Raw genomic sequence first — 19,977 nt, forward strand, 5'->3', positions numbered from 1 at the left:
TGGACACTTTGTTTCATGCCGCGCAGGCGTTGCGGTTCCTGTTTCGCTTGCCGTCGTCCGCGCGTGCAACAGGATTCAAGACGCCGCGCGACCGCGCCTCGACAATTGCGCTTTCTGCCAACCGAACGGGGATATCCATGACAAACGAGACGACAGAAACCAGCGCGCGAGCGCAACGCTGCGTGATCGTGGTGGACCGCGCGCTGCCCGCCGGCAAAGCCGCGAACGCGGCGGCGGTGCTCGCGTTGACCATCGGGCAGCGGCATCCGGCGCTCGTCGGCGAACCGCTCGTCGATGCGTCCGGCGTAGCGCATCCGGGGCTGATCCCGGTCGGCATCGCGGTGCTCGCAGCCAGCCAGGACGAACTCGCGACGATTCGCGGCAAGGCGCTCGCAGCCGATTGCGATGTCGTCGCGTTCCCCGAGCAAGGCCAGCAGACGACGGACTACGCCGCGTTCCGCGATGCCGTCGCGACGGTCGCCACCGATGCGCTGCGTTACGTGGGCGTCGCGCTGATCGGCGACAGAAAGCCGGTGAGCAAGGCCGTCGCGAATCTCGGCCTCTTGAAGTGATGCGCGTCAGCCGCGCGTCGCCGCCTTGTACGCGCCGGGCGTCACGCCGAGCATGCGGCGAAACGTGCGCGTCAAATGCGCCTGATCCGCGAAGCCGGTTTCGGCAGCGATATCGGAGAGCGCATTGCCGCGCCGGATGAGTGCCATCGCGCGGCGCACGCGCGCCTGCCGCTGGTATTCGTGCGGCGTCATGCCTGTTTCGCGGCTGAACGCGCGAAACAGGCGATACGGCGGCAAGTCGGCCGCCGTCGCGATTTCATGCAGACGCAGTGGCTCGGCGAGTCGATCTTCGAGAAAGCGCCGCGCCGTGACAATGGCGCGCGGCTCGCTCGTCTCGCGCGGCGCCGTGGTCTGCTTCATGTGCCGTTGCGCGAGCCGCGCCGCGAACGACAAATACCGCTCGTCGCGATACAGCGACGACCCGCGCACTTCCGACGACCGATGCACGTCCTGAAGCGCCATGCTCAACACCGGATCGCGGATGATCGGACCGATGAGCCCGCCTGCGCGCTTCTCGCCGGTCAACTCCAGCAGATGCGCGACGTCCACATACAGCGTGCGCTGCGTCCAGCCGCCGCCGTCGACGGGCCAGCCTGCGTGCGGCTCGTCGGCGTCGATGGCGTACAGATCGCCGCGCCGCGCGACGAACTCGGTGCCGCGCATGCGGATGCGAATCGCGCCGCCCGTGAGCAGCGCGAAGCAGGCGGTATCGTGCGCGTGAACGTCGTAGACGAAGTCCGCGAAGCGCCCGCGCAGCAGTTCCGCGCCGAGATCGGGCGCGCGCCAGATGTGCGTGTCGGACGTGGGACGGGCGTTCATGGACATTCGCCTGCGGGGGTTACCGCTCGATGGTCGACATGTCGATCACGAAGCGGTACTTCACGTCGCTCTTCAACATGCGCTCGTAAGCGGTGTTGATCTCGTCCATGCGGATCATCTCGATATCGGACGTGATGCCGTGCTTGCCGCAGAAATCGAGCATTTCCTGCGTCTCCGCAATGCCGCCGATAAGCGAGCCGGCGAGCGACCGGCGCTTGAAGATCATGTTGACCACCGACGGCGACGGATGCGGATGCTCCGGCACGCCCACGAGCGTCATGGTGCCGTCGCGCTTCAGCAGCGTGATGAACTGGTCGAGATCGTGCGAAGCGGCCACCGTGTTCAGGATGAAATCGAAGCTGTTGGCGTGCGCGGCCATCTGGTCCGGGTCCTTCGACACGACGACATCATGCGCGCCCAGACGCTTCGCATCCTCGATCTTGCTCGGCGAGGTCGTGAAGAGCACGACATGCGCGCCCATCGCGGCAGCCAGCTTCACGCCCATGTGGCCGAGGCCGCCGAGACCGACGATGCCGACCTTGTCGCCTTGCTTCACGCCCCAGTGACGTAGCGGCGAGTACGTGGTGATGCCCGCGCACAGGAGCGGCGCGACCGCGGCCAGTTCGAGATTCTCGGGAACGCGCAGCGTGAAGGCTTCATCGACGACGATGGACGTCGAATAGCCGCCGTAGGTCACGCCGCCCGACTTCTTGTCCGGCGAGTTGTAGGTCTGCACGAAGCTCTCCGGGCTCTCGCAATACTGCTCGAGACCTTCCTTGCACGCCTCGCACACGCGACACGAGTCCACCATGCAGCCGACGCCCGCCAGGTCGCCCGCCTTGAACTTCGTCACGTCCGAGCCGACTTCCGTCACGCGCCCGACGATCTCGTGCCCCGGCACGACCGGATAGTTGGTGCCGCCCCATTCGTTGCGCGCCATGTGCAGATCGGAGTGGCAGACGCCGCAGAAGAGGATGTCGATACGCACGTCGTTCGGGCCGACATCGCGGCGTTGAATCTCGAGCGGGCCGAGCGGCTTGTCGGCTGCGGACGCTGCATAGGAATAGGCTTTGAACATGGTCGTTTCCTCTTGAACTTGATGCGTGGACAGGGTGCCGGCGCCTTCGCGCAGTGGGAAGGCGCGGCTGAAAAGACGTGTGCGCACGGGTCGCGCGGGCATTTTATGTGCGGCAGCGAACGCTCGCCATCGTGCTCCCGAGCCGCTGCTCCGTTCTTGCCGATCCCGCCGATACTTCGGCGGCGGTGCGCAGCCTCGTTACTGTATGCCTATCGGAATATCTTTGCTGGAACGGTGTGCGCGAGCCATACCGCGCGTTGCGAGCGGCGCAAGACAGTGGCGCTTGTCATCTGCGTCCTACGATCGAGAGAGAGAGAGCCGGACGCCATGCACGCGGCCGGCGTAACACGCACAACACGAGAGGCCCACGACGATGAAAGCGAATGCAATGACGGTGAGCATCGATTTGCCGACCGGCGCAGTGAGCGCCGAGTTCCACCCGGACACAGGACGGCTGCGGATTCTGGAGCGCGACGTGTTGCGCGTCGAGCTGTTTCCGCCGCATTCGTGGTTCACCGTTGCGTCGGTGGCGGGCAATAGCCGATGGGGCACGCGGCCACGCGAGTCGGATCTCTACCTGGTGCTCCAGAGCTTCATCATGCAGCGGTTCGGCATGGCGGCGTTGGAAAAGGCGATGGCGGTGGCGCATTGAAAGCGCTGGCGGGTCGGCGCCGGCTCGCTCGAAAGGCAGTGATGGGCGCGTCGCAGAAAGGCCCGTCAATGCTTCATCTCAAATTAGGACCCGTCTCATTCATTCTTAGAACCTCTCTAACTATTCTGTGGGCACCTCGAAGCTGTTCGGAATCGCAAAGACCGGGCAGCACGGTTTCCCATCGCTTCCCCTAGAGAGATTCAGCATGAAGAGCATGTTCAAGAAGGCCGCAGCCGTTGCATTCGTCGCCAGCGCAGTGCTTTCCGTTTCCCCCAGTCTGTTCGCCGCCAGCAAGACGGCCACCTTCCAGGTTACGCTGACCATCCAGGACGACTGCTCCATCGCCGCCAACCCGCTCGACTTCGGTTCCACGGGTGTGATCGCGAACAACATCGATCAGTCGACGAACCTCTCCGTGACCTGCACGACCGGCACGCCGTACAACGTGGCGCTCGACGCCGGCAGCCCGACCGGCTCCACCATCTCCGCCCGCACGCTCAAGAACGCGGCGAACACGGGCGCCGTGCAGTACAACCTGTTCCGCGACTCGGGTCGCACGCAGGTCTGGGGCCAAACGGTCGGCAGCGATACGGTCTCCGGTGTCGGCAATGGCAGCGCACAGGCGATCTCCGTTTTCGGCCGCGTGCCGGCACAACCGACGCCCGCCGCCGACACCTACATGTCCACCGTCACGGCCACTGTCGTGTTCTGATCGACACCTGTTGTCGATGTTCAAGGCGCCTCGCTCATGCGAGGCGCTTGCGCTCATGCAGCGCGCGATATATCAGATGAGGCGAGACCGGACAGCTCGAAAGGAGGCGGCTTATGCGTCGAATGCTTGCTCTCGCCATGCTCTTCTTTACGCTGTTTCAGGTCACGCCGGCGCTGGGTGCTTCGTTACAGATCTCACCGGTTTCCATTGCGCTGGCCGCTACGGAAAGCGGCAAGGTCCTCAATCTGCGCAACGACAGCGACGTCGCCATTCACGCTCAAGTGCGCGCATTCGACTGGGACCAGGCCGATGAAGACGACCGCCTCACGCCGACGCGCGATCTGCTCGCCAGTCCTCCCATTGCCGAAATCCCGGCGGGCGGCCAGCAAGTCATCCGCGTGATTCGCGCCGACCGCGCCGCTCCGGAACGCGAGCGTTCATACAGGCTCTTGATCGACGAACTACCGCCGGAAGGCGGCAGTGGACGCAACGGCGTGCAGTTTCGTTTCCGGTATTCGGTGCCGCTCTTCGTTGCGCCAGCGGGCGAGGCGACGCCGCCCGAGTTGCATTGGTCGATTGTCGAGAAGAGCGGTCAGCCCTTCCTTCGCGTATCCAACACCGGACAGACGCACGCGCGACTGAGCGCGGTCTCGCTCACGATCTCCGGTGCCAGCGTGCCCGTCGCGGCCGGATTGCTGGGCTACGTGCTGCCCGGCCGCACGCGCTCATGGCCGCTCACGAACGCTGCGGGTCTACTGCGCGGACGAAGCGGCGATGTGTCGGCGACGGTCAACGGCAACGGCATGAAAGCGCCACTGACCGGCAGCGGTTCGCCCTGATTCGCCGATCCGGGACCGCGACATGACCGCCTCGCGCGACACATACCGAACGCGACGGGGCCGGCCATACCAGCCCATCCCGGTCGTGTTCGCACTGTCGGTCATCGGCCAGTCGGCCGTTGCGCAGATCGACATAACAGGCGGCAGTCCAGCCGCATTGCCGAGCCTCACCGGCAATGCGCCTTCGCCAGCCGGTCCTTCGACAGCGGCCGCGACGGAATCGCTGGTCCTCGAGATCGTCGTCAATGGGACGAGCCAGGGCGAACCATCCAATTTCGAATTGCGCGGCGGCGAGCTCTACGCCGAGCCGCAATCGCTGACCAATGCGGGCATTCGGGTGGATGACGTCAAGCCCGGCGCGGATGGCTGGGTCGCGCTTGCGTCGATACCGGGCGTGCATGCGACGTACGTGGCACGCACTCAGCAAGCCGTGCTCGAAGTCGCCACGGACCGGCAGGTCGCTCAGCAAATCGGCTATCGCGTGCCTGCCGTGCCGAAGGCGACGCCGGGCACCGGATTCGTTCTCAATTACGATGCGACGTATCAGCGCTCGTCGGGCGAAGCGCATGGCGATCAGTTCGGCGTCTGGAGCGAACAGCGGTTGTTTTCGCCGTTCGGCGTGTTCGACAACACGGGCACGTATCTGAACGGCACCGATATCAACCGCTATACGCGCCTCGACACGAACTGGACGTACACCGACGCCACGAAGCTCTTCTCGCTGACGGTCGGCGACGCAATCTCCGAATCGCTGGCCTGGTCGCGCTCGGTGCGCTTCGGCGGCATTCAGATTCGGCGCGACTTCGCGCTTCGGCCCGACCTCATCACCTTTCCGCTGCCGATGTTCACGGGCGCCGCCGCCGTGCCGTCAGCGGTGGATCTGTACATCAACGGGCTGAGGCAATACAGCGGCAACGTGGCGCCCGGTCCGTTTCAGATCGCGCAGGCGCCGAGCCTGACGGGCGCGGGCGTCGCGCAGGTGGTCGTCACCGACGCGCTGGGCCGGCGCGTGACCACGAGCGTGCCCCTCTACGTGGACACGCGTCTGCTTGCGAAGGGCCTTTTCGACTACTCCGTCGAGCTCGGTTTCTTGCGCAACGACTACACACTGCGATCCTGGTCGTACGACTCGTCGCCCGTATTCAGCGGCACCTTCGACTATGGACTGAGCGACAGGCTCACGCTCCAGGCGCACGCGGAAGCGGCGAAGGACTTGCGCAACGGCGGCGCGGGCGCGGTCCTGGCCTTGGGCAACCGGGGCACACTGAGCGCCGCGGTGGCGGGCAGCAACGAAAACGGTAAGTCGGGCGCGCTCGCGAGTCTCGGCTATCAATATATCGGCCCGCGCTTCTCGCTGAATCTGCAAGGCACGCGCGCGACGAGCGGCTATCGCGACATCGCGTCGCTGAGCGGCGCATCGACCTTCGAACACCTCTATCAGGCGACCGCGTCCGTGGCGCTCTATCGCACGCAGTCGGCGAGCGTCAGCTATATCGACTCGAAGGATACGTTCTCGGGTCACGCACGCGTCGTCACGCTTGCCTTCAACGCTCAACTCGGCACGCGCCTGTCGCTCTTCGCGAGCGTATTTCGCGACTTCTCGCAGACCAAGGTTTATGGCGGATCGGTCGGCCTGACGATGAGTCTCGGCGGCAATGCCTCCGCCAGCGCCACCGTTTCGCAATCGGGCGGCCATACGACAGCCGATGTCAGCGCGTCGCGCCCGGCCGACTTCAGCGGCGGATGGGGCTGGGCCGTGCAGGGCGGCGCGGGCGCGGACTATCGCCATGCGTTTGCCGGCGCGAATTATCGCGCGAGCTTCGGCGACTTCCAGGCCACGGCGCAGCGGTTCAACGGCACCACGACGGGCACCTTGCAGGCAGCGGGCGCGCTCGTGGCGATGGACGGGACGGTTCTGGCCTCGCGCTCGCTCGGCGACGGCTTCGCGCTCGTCTCGACCGACGGCGTCGCCCGCGTGCCGGTGTTGCAGGAGAACCGCGTGGTCGGCGTGACCAACCGCGACGGCTACTTGCTCGTGCCGGACCTGTCGTCGTACCAGCGCAATCAGCTCGCCATCGATCCGCTCGCCTTGCCAGCCGATACGATGATCGACAAGACACAGATGGATGTCGCGCCACAACGGCGCGCCGGCGTGCTGGCGCGCTTCGGCTTGAGCCGTTATCGAGGCGCGTCGGTGAGTTTCGTCGATGCCGATGGCAACGCAATCCCGCCAGGGAGCGTCGCGACGGTGACGGACACGGGGGCTTCGGCAGTCGTCGGGTACGACGGCGTCGCGTTCTTCGAACAGCTGTCGACGATGAACGCGGTGAGCATCCACGGCAAGAACATCGATTGCGCGGCCGAGGTGGCCTTCGATCCATCGACGGCACGGACGATGCCGCAACTCGGTCCGATCGCGTGCCGCGCGACGAGAAAGCCGTGACGCGCCGTGGCCTCGGCCGAAATCCCCAACACGAGGACGCACGCCATGAATGACGCCGCGAAACGGACGTTCGACTGGAAGCGACTGGCCTTCTGCGCGCTGCTATTGGCGGTGTTGCCCCGCATGGCGTGGTCGCAAAGCTGTACGTTCACCACGAGCAACATCAGCTTCGGCGCGGTGAGTACCATCAGCGGCGTTCCCGCCGACGCGACCGGCACGATCGGCGTCAACTGCACCGGCTTTTCGACGGCGACCGTCAGGCTGTGCCTGAGCCTCGGCGCGCCCGGAGGCAGCACGTTCGTGCAGCGCGTTTTGAGCGGACCGTCGGCCAACAAGCTGACAGCGAATATCTATTCCGACGCGTCGCATCAAACGATATGGGGTTCGTACTATTCGTCGGGATCGCCGCCGCTCGTACAGTTGGACTTACCCGTGACCGCGGGCAGCGCATCGACCAATGTGACGATGTATGGCCGCATCGACGCGAATCAGGTGTCGGCCATCGTCGGGAGCTACACGCTGACGTTCACGACCAACGACACCCTTTTCGCCTACTCGGGCTACACGGGCACGCCGCCGAGTTGCGCCAACTTCATCAGCCCGAACGGGAGAACGAGCTTCACGCTGACTGCCAGCGTCGTCGCCGATTGCAACATCGTCGCGGCACCGCTCGCTTTTCCCGCTGCGAGTCTGCTCGACCAGCCGCTTCAGGCGACGAGCACCGTGCAGGTGACGTGCGTCTCCGGCGCCCCGTACACCGTCGCACTGGACGGCGGAACGACGCCCGGCGGCACGGTCGCGATGCGCAAGCTAGGGCTTCCATCCGGCGCCGCGACGGTCAACTACCAGTTGTACACCGACGCGGCCCGCACTCGACCGTGGGGCGATGGCACGAATGGCACGACGACGAACACCGGCACGGGCGTGGGCTCGTCGCAGTCGTTCGTTGTGTACGGCCAGGTGCCGGCTCAACCATCGCAGCCGGCGGGCAATTATTCGGACACGATCACAGCGACAGTCAGCTTCTAACTCGACTCGAAGCGTCCGCAACCACCGCAACACGCATTCCGTTGTGACGTGGCATCATGAAGACGCTGTCCGCCATCCACGCAACCGCTCGCCGGAGACGCCATGGAAGTGACCATCAGCGAATTGACAGGGCTACTCGAGGAATTGGAACGCGAAGATCCCGTCGATTACGGCGATCTGCCGTTCGGCGAGCCGGAACTGCGCGGGCTCGTCTTGACTTCGCTTCTGGAGAGGCATCGCAGCTTGCAGGCGAGCGGGCTTAATCCCGGCGATGTGAACCTCACCTATATGCTCACCACGGCGCTGCTGGTCATCGAGAACCTCGTTTTGCACGCGCGGCTGCTGTTGCTGCAAGGGCAGCGCATCGATGTGAGCGCGCTGTTGCGCAAGTATTCGGGCGGATAGATTCTCGGTCGGCGTGGCGTCGCCGATTAGTCGCGCAGGCGGCTAAGCGGCCGATAGCCGGGAATCTGCTGCAATGCTGCATGGCAAGCCGCTGAAAGCGCGGCCAGCCGTTCGACGCTCGCGCGCAGTTGCGCGTGCGTCCGGGCAATGTCCTCGCGCAGCACCTCGATTCGAGGCGTGATTCTGTCTTCGATCGCTTCGCCGATTGCGCCGCACGCGAGAAGCGCCTCGGCGTCGTGACGAGCTTCGCGAAGCTCCATGACATGAAGCTTGTTCTGCGCGAGCAGCCGCGCGTGCGCTTCGGCGAGTTCGCCGAGTCCCATCGACCGCATGCGCTCGATGAAATGACGCATCGACCGCAGTGTCGCCTCGCCCGCGTCGTAGGCCATGAACTGAACATCGTCGATCGACAGCGACAGACGGCCTTCCGGGGTTTCGAATTCGAGCTTCGTGGGCATGACGGTGGCAACGGGTGGTGTGAGTTGCTCAAATTCTAGGCACGCGATGATGGCCGACGCTTAGGAGAAGACCGAATTCGAGCCGCAGGTCGGCGATCGCTGCGTTTCCGTTTACGCGTCGATGCAGGCCGTCAGCGCGTGGTCGCGACGGCGGGCTTGATGGACGTCGCCTCGTCCACGATGTCCAGCCCCCAGTCACCGAATGCGTACCAGTCTTCGCCCAACAATTCCGCCGGATGCTGCGTGCGGCTCGATCCGTTTCCGCAACGCAGCGCCTCCGCTCCGCAGTAATGGTCGCAGCCCCAGCAATTGCGTTCGGGGTGCCTGGGATGTAGGGGAAATCGCTTTGCCATGATCTCTTCGATCCTTGGTCAGATGTGGCTCGTCGCGTGAAGAAGGCTACGACGTGCGCGGACGGCGGCTTGGTCACCTTCCTCACGAACGCCTGCCGTCCGCCAGTCAACCGGCCGCGACCGCCGCTTGGGTGCTGCCGGTGAGCAGCAGTTCGATCAGTTCGCGCACGCTGCGGATCGCCGCGCCGAACGGCAATTTCTCGCGTCCCCGGAAGAACAAGCCGTTGCCCACGTCGCCGCGCAGCGCCGCCGCGAGCCGCGTGTCGATGCAAAAGTGCCCGAACTTCTCGATGCCGTCGCGCAGTCCGCACGCGCTCAGGCATTCGAGCGCCGTCGGGCACGTCTGCTTGCGTGCGCCGATCTTAGTGCGAATGCGCTCTTCGTTGCGCAAGTAGCGCATGAGCCACGGCGTCTTCACGGCGCGGGCGGGCAGGCCGGTGACGCTGACTAACTCGACGATGTCCTCCGGCGTCGCCTGCGCGAGCACGCGCTTGAATTCGGGATGCGCGTCGCCTTCCTCCGTCACCGCGAACGGCGTGCCGACCTGGACGCCGTTCGCGCCGGCCGCGAGCCACGTGCGCACGGCTTCATGGCTGTTGATGCCGCCCGCGACGATCACCGGCACGTCGGCACGCGCCAGTCCCAGCGACGCGAATACGGTCTCCAGGTCTGCGAGCACGCGCGCGAACCCGAAACGCTCGTTGTCCATGTCCGCGACGTCGTTCACGCCGAGGTGTCCGCCGGCATGCGCCGGATGCTCGATCACGATGGCGTCCGGCAGGCGTCCCTTCTTCATCCACTTCTTCAGCACGAGCGCAACGCCGCGGCTGTCGGAGAGAATCGGGATCAGCGCGATATCGCAGCTTTGCGTCAGATCGGGCAAATCGAGCGGCAAGCCCGCGCCCATCACGATGGCATCGGCGCGCTCTTCGCAGGCCACGCGCACGTAGTCGGCGTGGGCGCTGACCGCTTTCATCACGTTCACGGCGATCATGCCGCGACCTTCCGACAGTTCGCGCGCGCCGCGAATCTCGCGTCGGAGCGCGGTCAGATTCGCTTGCTCCAGCGTCTCGCGCGACGGATCGGCGCGGCACATGTCGAGCAGATCGGCGTGGTGATGGCGCAGGTCGATACTCGCGATGGTGCCGACCGCCCCTTCTCGCGCCACGCTGCCTGCCAGCCGGTGCGCCGAAATACCGACGCCCATGCCGCCCTGCACGATCGGCAGCACGCTGCGCCCGCGAATGACCAGCGGCGCGAACGCGTTCTTTCCCGCGCTCGGAGAAGTTTGAATTCCAGCTTGATTTCGATTCATGATCTGACTGCCTGATGTGGTCGGCAAAAGCCGTCGATACGTCGCTAAGGTCAAGCGGCGTTCATGATGTTTCGTGGAAGATCGGGGCGGTGGCCGCGTCGGAGCGATCGGCGTCGTGTCGCGGGGCGTAGAGCGCGACTCGCGATGTCGAGCTTGCGCAAGATGTTCCGCGCGTCGATCTTCACCGTGCTCTCAGCCAGCGAAAGGGTGCGCGCGATCTCCTTGGTGCTCGCCCCGCGCGACGGGATCGGGTCGGATGCAGGAGCCAGCTTCCGCCAGCATCGCGGGCCGCCGCATGCTCCGACGATGCTTCGCGGCCATGTCGTTCGCGACAACGGGTTCGCCCGCCGCTTTTCGAATGGCCAGCAGAGCGTCTCCGCTTCGACGCTTCGCGCAGCGCGACGGTCAAGTCGTCGACGTCCTCCGACATGGTCAACGCGGCAAATCTGCCCATGTCGTCAAGATCGTAGCGTTGACCATCCTCCCGCGGCAAGCAGCCAGAGTTCGCTTTCATTGACGATCGTCACAGGAACCCCAGTGCTTGATTTGCGGTCCTCGTCCACGAACGTCATGTCCATTCGATAACGTGTTAGCCCGGAAGATCAGCAAGGCATCGGCGCGTTGCATCACGAATTGCCATGACCACGCATCGCATAAAAGCCGATGAGGCATCAGCCGTTTGGCTGCATTTCCTCCGGCAGAGCGTAGCGCCCGTTGCGATAGACGAGCCTAAAGCTCTTTCCCTTCGGCACACCGTTCCTGTTCACGCACGCCGCCTTGACGATGCGCGACACGCTATGCACCGACTTCTCGGCAACATTCAACGACGCATAGCCTTCCGCGCCGGGCGCGCCAATCGAAAGCGTCCGCTTGATCGAGTCGTACCAGCCGTCGCAATGCGTATCCCATTCGCCGCTCGCCTGCGCGATCGTCAGCCGATCGAGCACCGGGCGCAGCGCCTGGCCGTCGAACGCATAGAGACTCAGCGATGTCTCGCCATGTGGCTTAGGCCCCGACGATCCGTCGAGACTCATGCGCACGCCGAACGCGCGCTGCGCCGGAGCCAGCCGATACGGCGCCGTGTCGAGCGCCATATCGGCCGACGCGCCTGCGCGCTGCCTGATCGCCCCCGGTTGATACACGTGCGCGACGATCGCGCCGGTCGCCGTATCGGCAACGAGCACCTCCAGGTTGTCAGCGTTTTCCTTCGCTTGCGTGTCGTCGCCGGAGAACGCAAGCGCCGCGAGCGTCAACCCGGGGCTCGCGGGCCACGCCGTGCAGACGCTGAGCGCGCTGTCGAGCGTTTTCTCGGGATGCAGCGTGCTTGCCCACGTCTGCATCATGTCTTCGCAACCGGCGTGCGCGAGCATCGGCGCGAGCACACTGACGGCAAGCAGAATGAGTTTCTTCTTCATGTTGTGATGCGCCTGCGATTCGAGCCTCGCATTTTGACGGCTTACGTTCCGCTGATGCCACGCGCAACACCATTTGACAAGAATAGTCCTTCGACATGCCAAATTTTGATGCATTCGACATGGCAAGCTAACAACGCTCGCATGGGTTGCGCGGTGCGGGCACAATAGCGGGTTCCGCTCTCGCAAAGCCTTGTTAAGAGACGCTCCAGGCGTCGCCTTTTTCGAAGCGCGCAACTCGCGCGACACAGCGTCGCAACGCCGCGTTTTACGACCAAATTCCATAAATTCGCAACATCGCGATAAATGTCGCGTGGCATGATCGCGTCGCGGCGCAACGCCGTGAAACGGCGTTCTTCCCAGGACGCTTCGATCCAAAAAACCAGCGAATGCAATGAATGAAAATACTCACCGTTTAGCAGCGCCATTGTTATCGGGTTTGTTGGCCAGTGTCTGTTTATCGGGATGCAATCTCGAGGTGCTCGATTCGAAAGGCGTCATCGGCGCGGCGGAAAGCTCGCTCATCGCCACCGCGACTTTCGCGATGCTCCTCGTCGTCGTTCCGGTGATTCTGCTCACCCTGATCTTCGCCTGGCGCTATCGCGCGTCCAACACGAACGCCACGTACGCGCCGAAATGGACGCACTCCACGGCCATCGAGGTCGTCGTGTGGGCGATTCCCGCGGCCATCATCCTGTACCTCGGCACCCTGACGTGGAAGACCACGCACGAGCTCGATCCGTACAAGCCGCTCCAGTCGGAAGTCAAGCCGATCAACGTGGAAGTCGTCGCGCTCGACTGGAAATGGCTCTTCGTCTATCCGGATCTCGGCATTGCGTCGGTCAATCAGGTCGCGTTCCCGGTCGGCACGCCGGTCAACTTCCGCATTACGTCGGACTCCGTGATGAATTCGTTCTTCATCCCGCAGCTCGGCAGCCAGATCTACGCGATGGCGGGCATGCAGACGCGTCTGAACCTGCAAGCCGACCACGCGGGCGACTACGCGGGCATTTCGGCGAACTACAGCGGAGCCGGCTTCTCCGACATGAAGTTCCGCGCGCTCGCCCTCTCGCAGGCCGACTTCGATTCGTGGGTCAAGAAGGTCAAGACCGCGCCCGAGGCGCTCAACATGGACGTCTATGCGGGCGTCGCGCGTCCGAGCGAAAAGGTGGCGGTCCGCTACTTCTCGACCGTCGATCCGAAGCTCTTCAACAACATCGTCGGCAAGTACAACAACGGGAATGTCACCGTTGGCACGAATTGCGTAACCAAGGGGTAAGCCATGTTCGGCAAATTAACGCTTGAGGCGATCCCGTACCACGAGCCGATCATCATGGGGGCGACCGTCCTCATGGCGGTCCTGGCGCTCGGTGCGGCCGCCCTTCTCACCAAGTTCGGAAAATGGGGCTGGCTCTGGCGCGAGTACCTGACTTCGACCGACCACAAGCGCATCGGCATCATGTATCTGGTCGTCGCCGGCCTGATGCTCGTGCGCGGCTTCGTCGACGCGGTCATGATGCGCGCGCAGCAAGCCATCGCGCTCGACTCGCCGGGCTTCCTGCCGCCGCATCACTACGACCAGATCTTCTCGGCGCACGGCACCATCATGATCTTCTTCATGGCGATGGCCCTGCTCGTGGCGTTCTTCAACCTCGTGGTGCCGCTGCAGATCGGCGCGCGCGACGTGGCGTTCCCGTTCATCAACTCGTTGTCGTTCTGGATGACGGCGATGGCCGCGGTGCTGATCAACCTGTCGCTCTTCATCGGCGAGTTCTCGGCGACCGGCTGGCTCGCGTATCCGCCGCTGTCGGAAACGCAGTTCAGTCCGGGCGTCGGCGTCGACTACTACATCTGGGCGCTGCAGTTGTCCGGTGTCGGCACGCTGCTTACCGGCGTGAACTTCTTCGTGACCATCGTGAAGATGCGCGCGCCCGGCATGACGTGGATGAAGCTGCCGGTGTTCACGTGGACGGCCTTCTGCTCGAACGTGCTCATCATGGCGACGTTCCCGATTCTGACCGTCGCGCTCGCGCTGCTCGGCCTCGACCGCTATCTCGGCATGCACTTCTTCACGAACGATGCCGGCGGCAACCCGATGGTGTATCTGAACCTGATCTGGGCCTGGGGCCACCCCGAGGTCTACATCCTGGTTCTTCCGGCGTTCGGCATCTACTCGGAAGTCGTTTCCACGTTCTCGAAGAAGCCGCTCTTCGGCTACAAGACGATGGTCTGGGCGACGTGCTGCATCATGGTGCTGTCGTTCCTCGTGTGGCTGCACCACTTCTTCACGATGGGCTCGGGCGCGAACGTCAATGCCTTCTTCGGCATCATGACGATGATCATCTCGATCCCGACCGGCGTGAAGATCTTCAACTGGCTTTTCACGATGTATCGCGGCCGCGTGCAGTTCACCACGCCGGTTCTGTGGACCATCGGCTTCATCATCACGTTCACGCTCGGCGGCATGACGGGCGTGATGCTGGCGATCCCGGGCGCGGACTTCGTGCTGCATAACAGCCTGTTCCTGATCGCTCACTTCCATAACGCCATCATCGGCGGCGTGGTGTTCGGCTACTTCGCGGGCGTGCAGTTCTGGTGGCCGAAGGTGTTCGGCTTCAAGCTCGACGAAAAGCTCGGCCGCAATGCGTTCGTCTGCTGGTTCGTCGGTTTCTTCGTCGCGTTCGTGCCGATCTACATTCTCGGCTTCATGGGCATGACGCGCCGCCTGAATCACTACGACAACCCGGCATGGCAGCCGTATCTGGTGGTCGCGGCGTGCGGCGTCGGCATCATTGCGCTGGGCGTGGCGTTCCAGGTCGCGCAGATCGTGGTGAGCGTGATTCGCCGCAATCAGCCGGCTTATCGCGATGTCACGGGCGACCCGTGGGGCGGCCGCACGCTCGAATGGTCGATCAGCTCGCCGCCGCCGGTCTACAACTTCGCGCATGTGCCGGCTGTCCGTGAACTCGACGACTTCGCCCACGCGAAGGAAACCAACCGCGTCGAAACGCGTCCGTTCCGCGACATCCACATGCCGTCGAACACGAGCGCCGGTTTCTTCGTCGGCGTGTTCGCGCTGGCATTCGGCTTCGCGGCGATCTGGCATATCTGGTGGCTGGCTATCGTCGGTCTCGTCGGCATCGCTGCCGTCGTGATCGGCTACAGCTTCGGCGAGAACGCCGGCTACATCATCCCCGCCGCCACGGTGAAGGCGACCGAAGAGCGGAACCGTCCGCCGAAGTCGCCCGCCAAGACCGGCGCGGGGCGCGAAATGGAACTGGAGGTGCTGTAAATGTCGCAATCGACGCTTTCCGCGCATGACGCGCACGAGCACGAACACCAGCCGTCTCATTCGGTGTTCGGCTTCTGGTCCTACCTGATGACCGACTGCGTGCTGTTCGCGTCCCTCTTCGCGACCTTCGCGATGATGGCGAACCAGTTCGCGGGCGGCCCTACGGCCAAGGATCTGTTCAACCTGCGCGATGTCGCGATCGAAACCGGCCTGCTGCTCACGAGCAGTCTGACGTTCGGCTTCGCGATGATCTCGGCGCATCGCAAGCAGACGGGCGGCGTGCTCGCGTGGCTCTTCGTCACGTTCGTGCTGGGCGCGGGCTTTCTGTGGCTCGAAGTGCATGAGTTCGCCCATCTGATCGCTGAAGGCGCGGGTCCGCAGCGCAGCGCGTTCTGGTCGTCGTTCTTCACGCTGGTCGGCACGCACGGTCTGCACGTCACGCTCGGCCTCGTGTGGCTCGTCGTGCTGGCGCTGCAAATCATGCAGAAGCCGGAACTGAACGAACGCCAGATCCGGCGGCTCGCCTGCCTTAGCCTTTTCTGGCACTTCCTCGACATCGTCTGGATTTGCGTGTTCTCCTTCGTCTACCTTGCGAGCGTCGTCTAATGGCTCATACGCATACAACGCATAGCGATATTCCGCACGTCACCGTGGGCGGATATCTCGTCGGCTTCGTGCTGGCCGTGGTACTCACGGTGGCTTCGTTCTGGCTCGTCACGGCAGGCAAGGTGTCGGGCGAACAAGGCATCGTGTGGCTCGCGGTGCTGGCCGCCGTGCAGATGGTCGTGCATGTGGTGTTCTTCCTGCACGTGAATACGTCGAAGGGACAACGCTGGCACGCCCTGTCCTTTGCCTACACGATCCTGATGTCGCTCGTGATCGTCGTCGGTACGGTGTGGGTCATGCATAACGTCCACATGCTGATGATGGCGCGCTAACGCTGAACGCATCGGTGAGCGAAGCGGGTCCGGTTTCCGGGCCCGCTTTTTTTTCGCCCGCCGTCTTCGCAGGCCGCTGACAAATCTTGACAATTCCACGAAGCAGCGCGACCATTTGTCCATAATTTGATTTCACGATCCACAATATGGACACAGGAGACACGATGCCCGCGCCTAAACCGTCGGCGGACGCCATGACGCCGTACCAATTCCCCAATCCCAAGGAAGCGCAGAAGGAAATCGTGATCGGTCATGCGATACCAACCGACGAGCGCGAATGGGTCCCGCAAGCCGAAAACGTCTGGTTCCGCCCGCTCTGTCTGAACGTGTCCACCGGCTACTGGATGAACCTGCTGCGCGTGCGCAAGTCCGGCGTGCTCTCGCGGCATCGTCATCCGCAAGCCGTGCACGGCATGGTGCTGAAGGGCCGCTGGCGGTATCTGGAGCATGATTGGGTCGCTACGGAAGGCAGCTATGTCTTCGAGCCGCCCGGCGAAACGCACACATTGTACGTGCCGGAAGACGTCGAAGAGATGATCACCTACTTCCAGGTGAACGGCGTGATGTTCTATTGCGATCCGTACGGCAACTACACCGGTTATGAGGACGTGTTCACCAAGGTCGACATGTGCCGCAAGCACTATGAATCGGTCGGGCTGGGCGCGGATTTCGTCGATCAGTTCATTCGCTAGTTCATCCAGCTAGTTCGTCCATCACAGAGCCAAACCATCATAAGCAGCCGAAGCGTCAACGAAACGCATTCGGGGAGACACCATGCAGAGCAAATCGCCACGCATCAAGCGCATTCAATGGATCGCGCTCACGTTCCTCACGCTCGCGGGGATCGTGAATTATCTGGACCGCAGCACGCTGTCCATCGCCAATCATTCGGTCACGCAGGAACTCGGACTCTCCGCATCGCAGATGGGCCTGCTGCTCTCCGCATTCTCGTTCGCGTATGCGTTCTCGCAATTGCCCATCGGCGTGATGCTCGACCGCTTCGGCGCGCGCGTCATGCTCGGTCTCGGCATGTTCGTCTGGTCGGTCGCGCAGTTGTTCGGCGGCCTCGTCACGAACCTGCATCAGTTCCTCGCCGCGCGCATCGCGCTCGGCATCGGCGAAGCGCCGCAGTTTCCGGCCGGCGCGAAGGTCGTCTCCGAATGGTTCGCGCAACACGAGCGCGGCAAGCCGACCGGCATCTTCGTCACATCGTCGACCATCGGCCCCGCGCTCGCGCCGCCGATCCTGACCGTGCTGCTGTTGAGCTTCGGCTGGCGCAACATGTTCGTCATCATGGGCGTGCTGGGCATTGCGGTGGCGATCGGCTGGTACATCGTGTATCGCAACCGGAAAGACATTGCGCTCGAGCCACAGGAAATCGCGCACTTGACCGAAGGCGAGCCCGCGCAACGCACCGAACGCAGCATGAGCTTCGCGGAATGGCGCGGCCTCTTCAGCAAGGCGACCACGTGGGGCATGATCTTCGGCTTCATGGGCGTCATCTACATGGTGTGGCTGTATCTGACGTGGCTGCCCGCGTATCTCGAACACGAGCGGCATCTGACTATCGCGAAGACCGGCTGGATCGTGTCGATTCCGTATCTGGCGGGCACGCTCGGCATGCTGTCGTCGGGCTTCATCGCCGATGGACTCATGGCCCGCGGCGTCGCGCCGATACGCAGCCGCAAGTGGCCGATCTGCACGGGTCTCATCGGCGCGGCGCTGTTCACGGTTCCGGCCGCGTTCACGCCGAACCTTGCGCTCGCGATCACGTACCTCTCGGCGGCGATGTTCTTCGTCAACATGGCGAGCGGCGCGGCATGGGCGCTCGTCTCGGTGGCGGCACCGCGTCACATGGTCGCGTCGCTCGGCAGCATTCAGAACTTCGGCGGCTACTTCGGCGGCTCGTTCGCGCCGTTCATCACCGGCCTCGTCGTCGACAAGACGCATTCGTTCGTCAACGCGTTCCTGATCAGCGCGGGCGTGGCGTTCGCGGCGGCGCTCGTTTATATGTTTGTGGTCCGCGCGCCGATTCAGGATTCCGAGCAGCCGGCGTCTGCCGTGCCCGTCGTTTGAGGGTGACTGACATGACCTTCCAGTCCGATCTCTTCAACGGCAAGACCGTCGTCGTCACGGGCGGCACGCAGGGCATCGGCGCGGGCATCGCGCAGCAGTTCGCCGCGCTCGGCGCGCGCGTGATCGCGGCGGGCATCGCGCCGACGGATGCGCAACGCGACGCGCTCGGCGGCGGCATCGAAGTCGCGGCGCTCGACGTCGCGGATGCCGCGAGCACCGCCGAGCTCATGAACCGCCTCGACACGCTCGACGTGCTCGTGAACTGTGCGGGCATGATCAAGCGCGGCGACGAGCACGACATCGAGACGTTCGAGCGTGTGATCGCCGTGAACCTGAACGGCACCATGCGCATGTGCGCCGCCGCGCGGCCTCTCCTCGCGAAAAGCGGCGGCAGCATCGTCAACACGGCGTCGATGCTGACGTTCTTCGGCGGCGGCCTCGTGCCCGCATACAGCGCGAGCAAGGGCGGCGTCGCGCAATTGACGAAGTCGCTCGCCATCGCCTATGCGGCAGACGGCATTCGCGTGAACGCGGTCGCGCCCGGCTGGATCGCCACGCCGCTCACGCAGGCGCTTCAGGACGACGGCGGCCGCTCGCAAGCCATTCTCGACCGCACGCCGATGAAACGCTGGGGCTTGCCCGAAGACGTGGCGCGCGTCGTCGCGTTTCTGGCGTCGCCGGCGGCGGCGTTCATGACCGGCGCGATCGTGCCGGTGGACGGCGGCTATCTCGTGGCGTAAGCGAGCGTCGATATAATCGCCGCGCCGCCGCTTCCCTATCCGATCATGGCCGCTGATCCCGCCTCTCTCGACGCCGCAAAGGCAACCGGCACCGCCGCGTTCTCCAAGTTCATGGCGGTGCTGCAACTGATCGCCGATGCTGCCGAGCCGCCGACCATCGCGCGTCTGACGACCGAAAGCGGCTATCCGCGCCCGACGGTGTACCGCATCGTCGGCGCGTTGATGGCCGAAGGGCTCGTCGTCGAAAGCGCGCGTGGCGGCTGCTATACGCTCGGCCCGCGCCTGATGTCGCTCGCGAGCCGAAGCTGGGAGCGGTCCGACCTGCGCATCGCCGCCGCCGACGCGTTGCAGGCGCTGCGCGATGCCACGCAGGAAACCGTGCATCTGGCGGTCAGAAGCGGCGCGGAAATGGTGTACGTCGAGAAGCTCGAAAGCCCGCACGCGGTGCGCATGGCATCGCGCATCGGCACGCGCGTCACGTTGTATTCGAGCTCGGTCGGCAAAGCGTATCTGTCGACGCTTTCGCCCGCCGAACGCGACGCGCTCCTGCAAGGCATCCCGTTTCAGCGATTCACGCCGAACACCATCGTCGACCGAAGCGCGCTCGATGCCGAACTGGACGCGTGCCACGCGCGCGGCTACGCCGAAGATCGCGAGGAGAACGAAGCGCAGATTTTCTGCTACGGCAGCGCGATCGTCGGCGCGAACGGCGCGCCGCTCGGCTGCGTCAGCGTGAGCATTCCGCTCTTTCGAAAAAGCGAAACGCCGATGGAAACCTACGTCGCGCCGCTGAAAGCTGCGTGCCGCGCGATTGCCGAGCGCATGAGCCCCGGCACGCGCTGAA

General features: G+C 64.2%; 23 protein-coding genes. 15 read left to right on the top strand and 8 right to left on the bottom strand.

What is annotated here, in order from left to right; genetic code table 11:
• Window positions 1–137: 137 nt before the first annotated feature.
• Window positions 138–572, top strand: coding sequence for a DUF2000 domain-containing protein (locus NCR35_RS21700; protein WP_244850759.1), 435 nt, complete (start codon window positions 138–140; stop codon window positions 570–572).
• A gap of 6 nt (window positions 573–578) precedes the next feature.
• Here the strand turns inward: NCR35_RS21700 and NCR35_RS21705 are convergent, their stop codons facing one another.
• Both NCR35_RS21705 and NCR35_RS21710 read right to left on the bottom strand, forming a co-directional pair.
• Complete coding sequence (locus NCR35_RS21705) at window positions 579–1,391, bottom strand: helix-turn-helix transcriptional regulator (RefSeq protein WP_250535967.1); 813 nt, start codon at window positions 1,389–1,391, stop codon at window positions 579–581.
• A 19-nt stretch (window positions 1,392–1,410) separates the two neighbouring features.
• Entirely contained in the window at window positions 1,411–2,469 is a 1,059-nt protein-coding gene (locus tag NCR35_RS21710; protein WP_250474680.1) for an NAD(P)-dependent alcohol dehydrogenase, read from the bottom strand.
• Between the two features lie 373 nt (window positions 2,470–2,842).
• Between NCR35_RS21710 and NCR35_RS21715 the strand changes: the two genes are divergently transcribed.
• From NCR35_RS21715 to NCR35_RS21740, 6 genes are all read left to right on the top strand, one after another.
• Window positions 2,843–3,121, top strand: a complete 279-nt coding sequence (locus NCR35_RS21715; RefSeq protein ID WP_250474681.1) for a hypothetical protein — start codon at window positions 2,843–2,845, stop codon at window positions 3,119–3,121.
• A 205-nt stretch (window positions 3,122–3,326) separates the two neighbouring features.
• On the top strand, window positions 3,327–3,833 hold the full coding sequence (locus NCR35_RS21720; protein ID WP_250535969.1) for a Csu type fimbrial protein: 507 nt from the start codon (window positions 3,327–3,329) through the stop codon (window positions 3,831–3,833).
• 113 nt (window positions 3,834–3,946) lie between these two features.
• Window positions 3,947–4,672: a fimbrial biogenesis chaperone gene (locus tag NCR35_RS21725; RefSeq protein WP_250535971.1), complete on the top strand. Its 726-nt coding sequence runs from the start codon at window positions 3,947–3,949 to the stop codon at window positions 4,670–4,672.
• An 85-nt stretch (window positions 4,673–4,757) separates the two neighbouring features.
• A complete protein-coding gene (locus NCR35_RS21730; RefSeq protein WP_250535974.1) occupies window positions 4,758–7,115 on the top strand; it encodes a fimbria/pilus outer membrane usher protein in 2,358 nt (785 codons plus the stop codon).
• A gap of 45 nt (window positions 7,116–7,160) precedes the next feature.
• A complete protein-coding gene (locus NCR35_RS21735) occupies window positions 7,161–8,144 on the top strand; it encodes a Csu type fimbrial protein (protein ID WP_250535975.1) in 984 nt (327 codons plus the stop codon).
• Between the two features lie 102 nt (window positions 8,145–8,246).
• Window positions 8,247–8,549, top strand: a complete 303-nt coding sequence (locus NCR35_RS21740; RefSeq protein ID WP_244850751.1) for a hypothetical protein — start codon at window positions 8,247–8,249, stop codon at window positions 8,547–8,549.
• 26 nt (window positions 8,550–8,575) lie between these two features.
• Here NCR35_RS21740 and NCR35_RS21745 read toward each other — a convergent pair whose 3' ends face one another.
• The 6 genes from NCR35_RS21745 to NCR35_RS21770 form a co-directional block, all read right to left on the bottom strand.
• A complete protein-coding gene (locus NCR35_RS21745) occupies window positions 8,576–9,007 on the bottom strand; it encodes a hypothetical protein (RefSeq protein WP_250535978.1) in 432 nt (143 codons plus the stop codon).
• 131 nt (window positions 9,008–9,138) lie between these two features.
• Window positions 9,139–9,360 carry a DUF3079 domain-containing protein gene (locus NCR35_RS21750; protein WP_250535980.1) on the bottom strand — a complete coding sequence of 74 codons (222 nt, stop codon included), beginning with the start codon at window positions 9,358–9,360 and terminating at the stop codon, window positions 9,139–9,141.
• A 106-nt stretch (window positions 9,361–9,466) separates the two neighbouring features.
• The gene (locus tag NCR35_RS21755; RefSeq protein WP_250535981.1) at window positions 9,467–10,675 is read right to left on the bottom strand and encodes an NAD(P)H-dependent flavin oxidoreductase; all 1,209 of its coding nucleotides are present in this window, start codon (window positions 10,673–10,675) and stop codon (window positions 9,467–9,469) included.
• Window positions 10,676–10,725: 50 nt separating this feature from the next.
• Window positions 10,726–11,010: a LuxR C-terminal-related transcriptional regulator gene (locus NCR35_RS21760; protein WP_250535982.1), complete on the bottom strand. Its 285-nt coding sequence runs from the start codon at window positions 11,008–11,010 to the stop codon at window positions 10,726–10,728.
• Between the two features lie 336 nt (window positions 11,011–11,346).
• Entirely contained in the window at window positions 11,347–12,090 is a 744-nt protein-coding gene (locus NCR35_RS21765) for a PA3715 family protein (protein ID WP_250535983.1), read from the bottom strand.
• Between the two features lie 41 nt (window positions 12,091–12,131).
• Entirely contained in the window at window positions 12,132–12,515 is a 384-nt protein-coding gene (locus tag NCR35_RS21770; RefSeq protein ID WP_250536047.1) for a hypothetical protein, read from the bottom strand.
• Between NCR35_RS21770 and cyoA the strand changes: the two genes are divergently transcribed.
• The 8 genes from cyoA (at window position 12,482) to NCR35_RS21810 (ending at window position 19,976) form a co-directional block, all read left to right on the top strand.
• Window positions 12,482–13,366 carry a ubiquinol oxidase subunit II gene (gene cyoA, locus NCR35_RS21775; RefSeq protein ID WP_250535984.1) on the top strand — a complete coding sequence of 295 codons (885 nt, stop codon included), beginning with the start codon at window positions 12,482–12,484 and terminating at the stop codon, window positions 13,364–13,366. The two genes, NCR35_RS21770 and cyoA, sit on opposite strands and share 34 nt — an antisense overlap.
• Window positions 13,367–13,369: 3 nt before the next feature.
• Window positions 13,370–15,379, top strand: a complete 2,010-nt coding sequence (cyoB, locus tag NCR35_RS21780) for a cytochrome o ubiquinol oxidase subunit I (RefSeq protein WP_250535986.1) — start codon at window positions 13,370–13,372, stop codon at window positions 15,377–15,379.
• Window positions 15,380–15,985 carry a cytochrome o ubiquinol oxidase subunit III gene (cyoC, locus tag NCR35_RS21785; protein ID WP_175945818.1) on the top strand — a complete coding sequence of 202 codons (606 nt, stop codon included), beginning with the start codon at window positions 15,380–15,382 and terminating at the stop codon, window positions 15,983–15,985.
• Window positions 15,985–16,317, top strand: a complete 333-nt coding sequence (gene cyoD, locus NCR35_RS21790; RefSeq protein WP_248324489.1) for a cytochrome o ubiquinol oxidase subunit IV — start codon at window positions 15,985–15,987, stop codon at window positions 16,315–16,317. Before cyoC ends, cyoD begins: the two co-directional genes overlap by 1 nt.
• 164 nt (window positions 16,318–16,481) lie before the next feature.
• Window positions 16,482–17,009, top strand: a complete 528-nt coding sequence (locus tag NCR35_RS21795) for a 2,4'-dihydroxyacetophenone dioxygenase family protein (RefSeq protein ID WP_250474690.1) — start codon at window positions 16,482–16,484, stop codon at window positions 17,007–17,009.
• Window positions 17,010–17,091: 82 nt separating this feature from the next.
• Entirely contained in the window at window positions 17,092–18,393 is a 1,302-nt protein-coding gene (locus NCR35_RS21800) for an MFS transporter (RefSeq protein ID WP_250535988.1), read from the top strand.
• Between the two features lie 11 nt (window positions 18,394–18,404).
• A complete protein-coding gene (locus tag NCR35_RS21805) occupies window positions 18,405–19,133 on the top strand; it encodes an SDR family NAD(P)-dependent oxidoreductase (protein ID WP_250535990.1) in 729 nt (242 codons plus the stop codon).
• 45 nt (window positions 19,134–19,178) lie between these two features.
• Entirely contained in the window at window positions 19,179–19,976 is a 798-nt protein-coding gene (locus NCR35_RS21810; protein ID WP_250535992.1) for an IclR family transcriptional regulator, read from the top strand.
• The last annotated feature ends 1 nt before the right edge of the window (window position 19,977 follow it).

The sequence above is a fragment of the Caballeronia sp. AZ10_KS36 genome, from assembly GCF_023631105.1.
GTDB lineage: Bacteria > Pseudomonadota > Gammaproteobacteria > Burkholderiales > Burkholderiaceae > Caballeronia.

Excerpts from the sequence above, each read along its gene's own strand:
- NCR35_RS21710 (WP_250474680.1), bottom strand. The coding sequence starts at position 2,469 with ATGTTCAAAGCCTATTCCTATGCAGCGTCCGCAGCCGACAAGCCGCTC.
- NCR35_RS21810 (WP_250535992.1), top strand. The coding sequence starts at position 19,179 with ATGGCCGCTGATCCCGCCTCTCTCGACGCCGCAAAGGCAACCGGCACC.
- cyoC (WP_175945818.1), top strand. The coding sequence starts at position 15,380 with ATGTCGCAATCGACGCTTTCCGCGCATGACGCGCACGAGCACGAACAC.
- NCR35_RS21805 (WP_250535990.1), top strand. The coding sequence starts at position 18,405 with ATGACCTTCCAGTCCGATCTCTTCAACGGCAAGACCGTCGTCGTCACG.
- NCR35_RS21715 (WP_250474681.1), top strand. The coding sequence starts at position 2,843 with ATGAAAGCGAATGCAATGACGGTGAGCATCGATTTGCCGACCGGCGCA.
- NCR35_RS21700 (WP_244850759.1), top strand. The coding sequence starts at position 138 with ATGACAAACGAGACGACAGAAACCAGCGCGCGAGCGCAACGCTGCGTG.
- NCR35_RS21745 (WP_250535978.1), bottom strand. The coding sequence starts at position 9,007 with ATGCCCACGAAGCTCGAATTCGAAACCCCGGAAGGCCGTCTGTCGCTG.
- NCR35_RS21735 (WP_250535975.1), top strand. The coding sequence starts at position 7,161 with ATGAATGACGCCGCGAAACGGACGTTCGACTGGAAGCGACTGGCCTTC.
- NCR35_RS21800 (WP_250535988.1), top strand. The coding sequence starts at position 17,092 with ATGCAGAGCAAATCGCCACGCATCAAGCGCATTCAATGGATCGCGCTC.
- NCR35_RS21740 (WP_244850751.1), top strand. The coding sequence starts at position 8,247 with ATGGAAGTGACCATCAGCGAATTGACAGGGCTACTCGAGGAATTGGAA.
- cyoA (WP_250535984.1), top strand. The coding sequence starts at position 12,482 with ATGAATGAAAATACTCACCGTTTAGCAGCGCCATTGTTATCGGGTTTG.
- cyoD (WP_248324489.1), top strand. The coding sequence starts at position 15,985 with ATGGCTCATACGCATACAACGCATAGCGATATTCCGCACGTCACCGTG.
- NCR35_RS21795 (WP_250474690.1), top strand. The coding sequence starts at position 16,482 with ATGCCCGCGCCTAAACCGTCGGCGGACGCCATGACGCCGTACCAATTC.
- NCR35_RS21705 (WP_250535967.1), bottom strand. The coding sequence starts at position 1,391 with ATGAACGCCCGTCCCACGTCCGACACGCACATCTGGCGCGCGCCCGAT.
- NCR35_RS21725 (WP_250535971.1), top strand. The coding sequence starts at position 3,947 with ATGCGTCGAATGCTTGCTCTCGCCATGCTCTTCTTTACGCTGTTTCAG.
- NCR35_RS21720 (WP_250535969.1), top strand. The coding sequence starts at position 3,327 with ATGAAGAGCATGTTCAAGAAGGCCGCAGCCGTTGCATTCGTCGCCAGC.
- cyoB (WP_250535986.1), top strand. The coding sequence starts at position 13,370 with ATGTTCGGCAAATTAACGCTTGAGGCGATCCCGTACCACGAGCCGATC.
- NCR35_RS21765 (WP_250535983.1), bottom strand. The coding sequence starts at position 12,090 with ATGAAGAAGAAACTCATTCTGCTTGCCGTCAGTGTGCTCGCGCCGATG.
- NCR35_RS21755 (WP_250535981.1), bottom strand. The coding sequence starts at position 10,675 with ATGAATCGAAATCAAGCTGGAATTCAAACTTCTCCGAGCGCGGGAAAG.
- NCR35_RS21750 (WP_250535980.1), bottom strand. The coding sequence starts at position 9,360 with ATGGCAAAGCGATTTCCCCTACATCCCAGGCACCCCGAACGCAATTGC.
- NCR35_RS21770 (WP_250536047.1), bottom strand. The coding sequence starts at position 12,515 with ATGGCGCTGCTAAACGGTGAGTATTTTCATTCATTGCATTCGCTGGTT.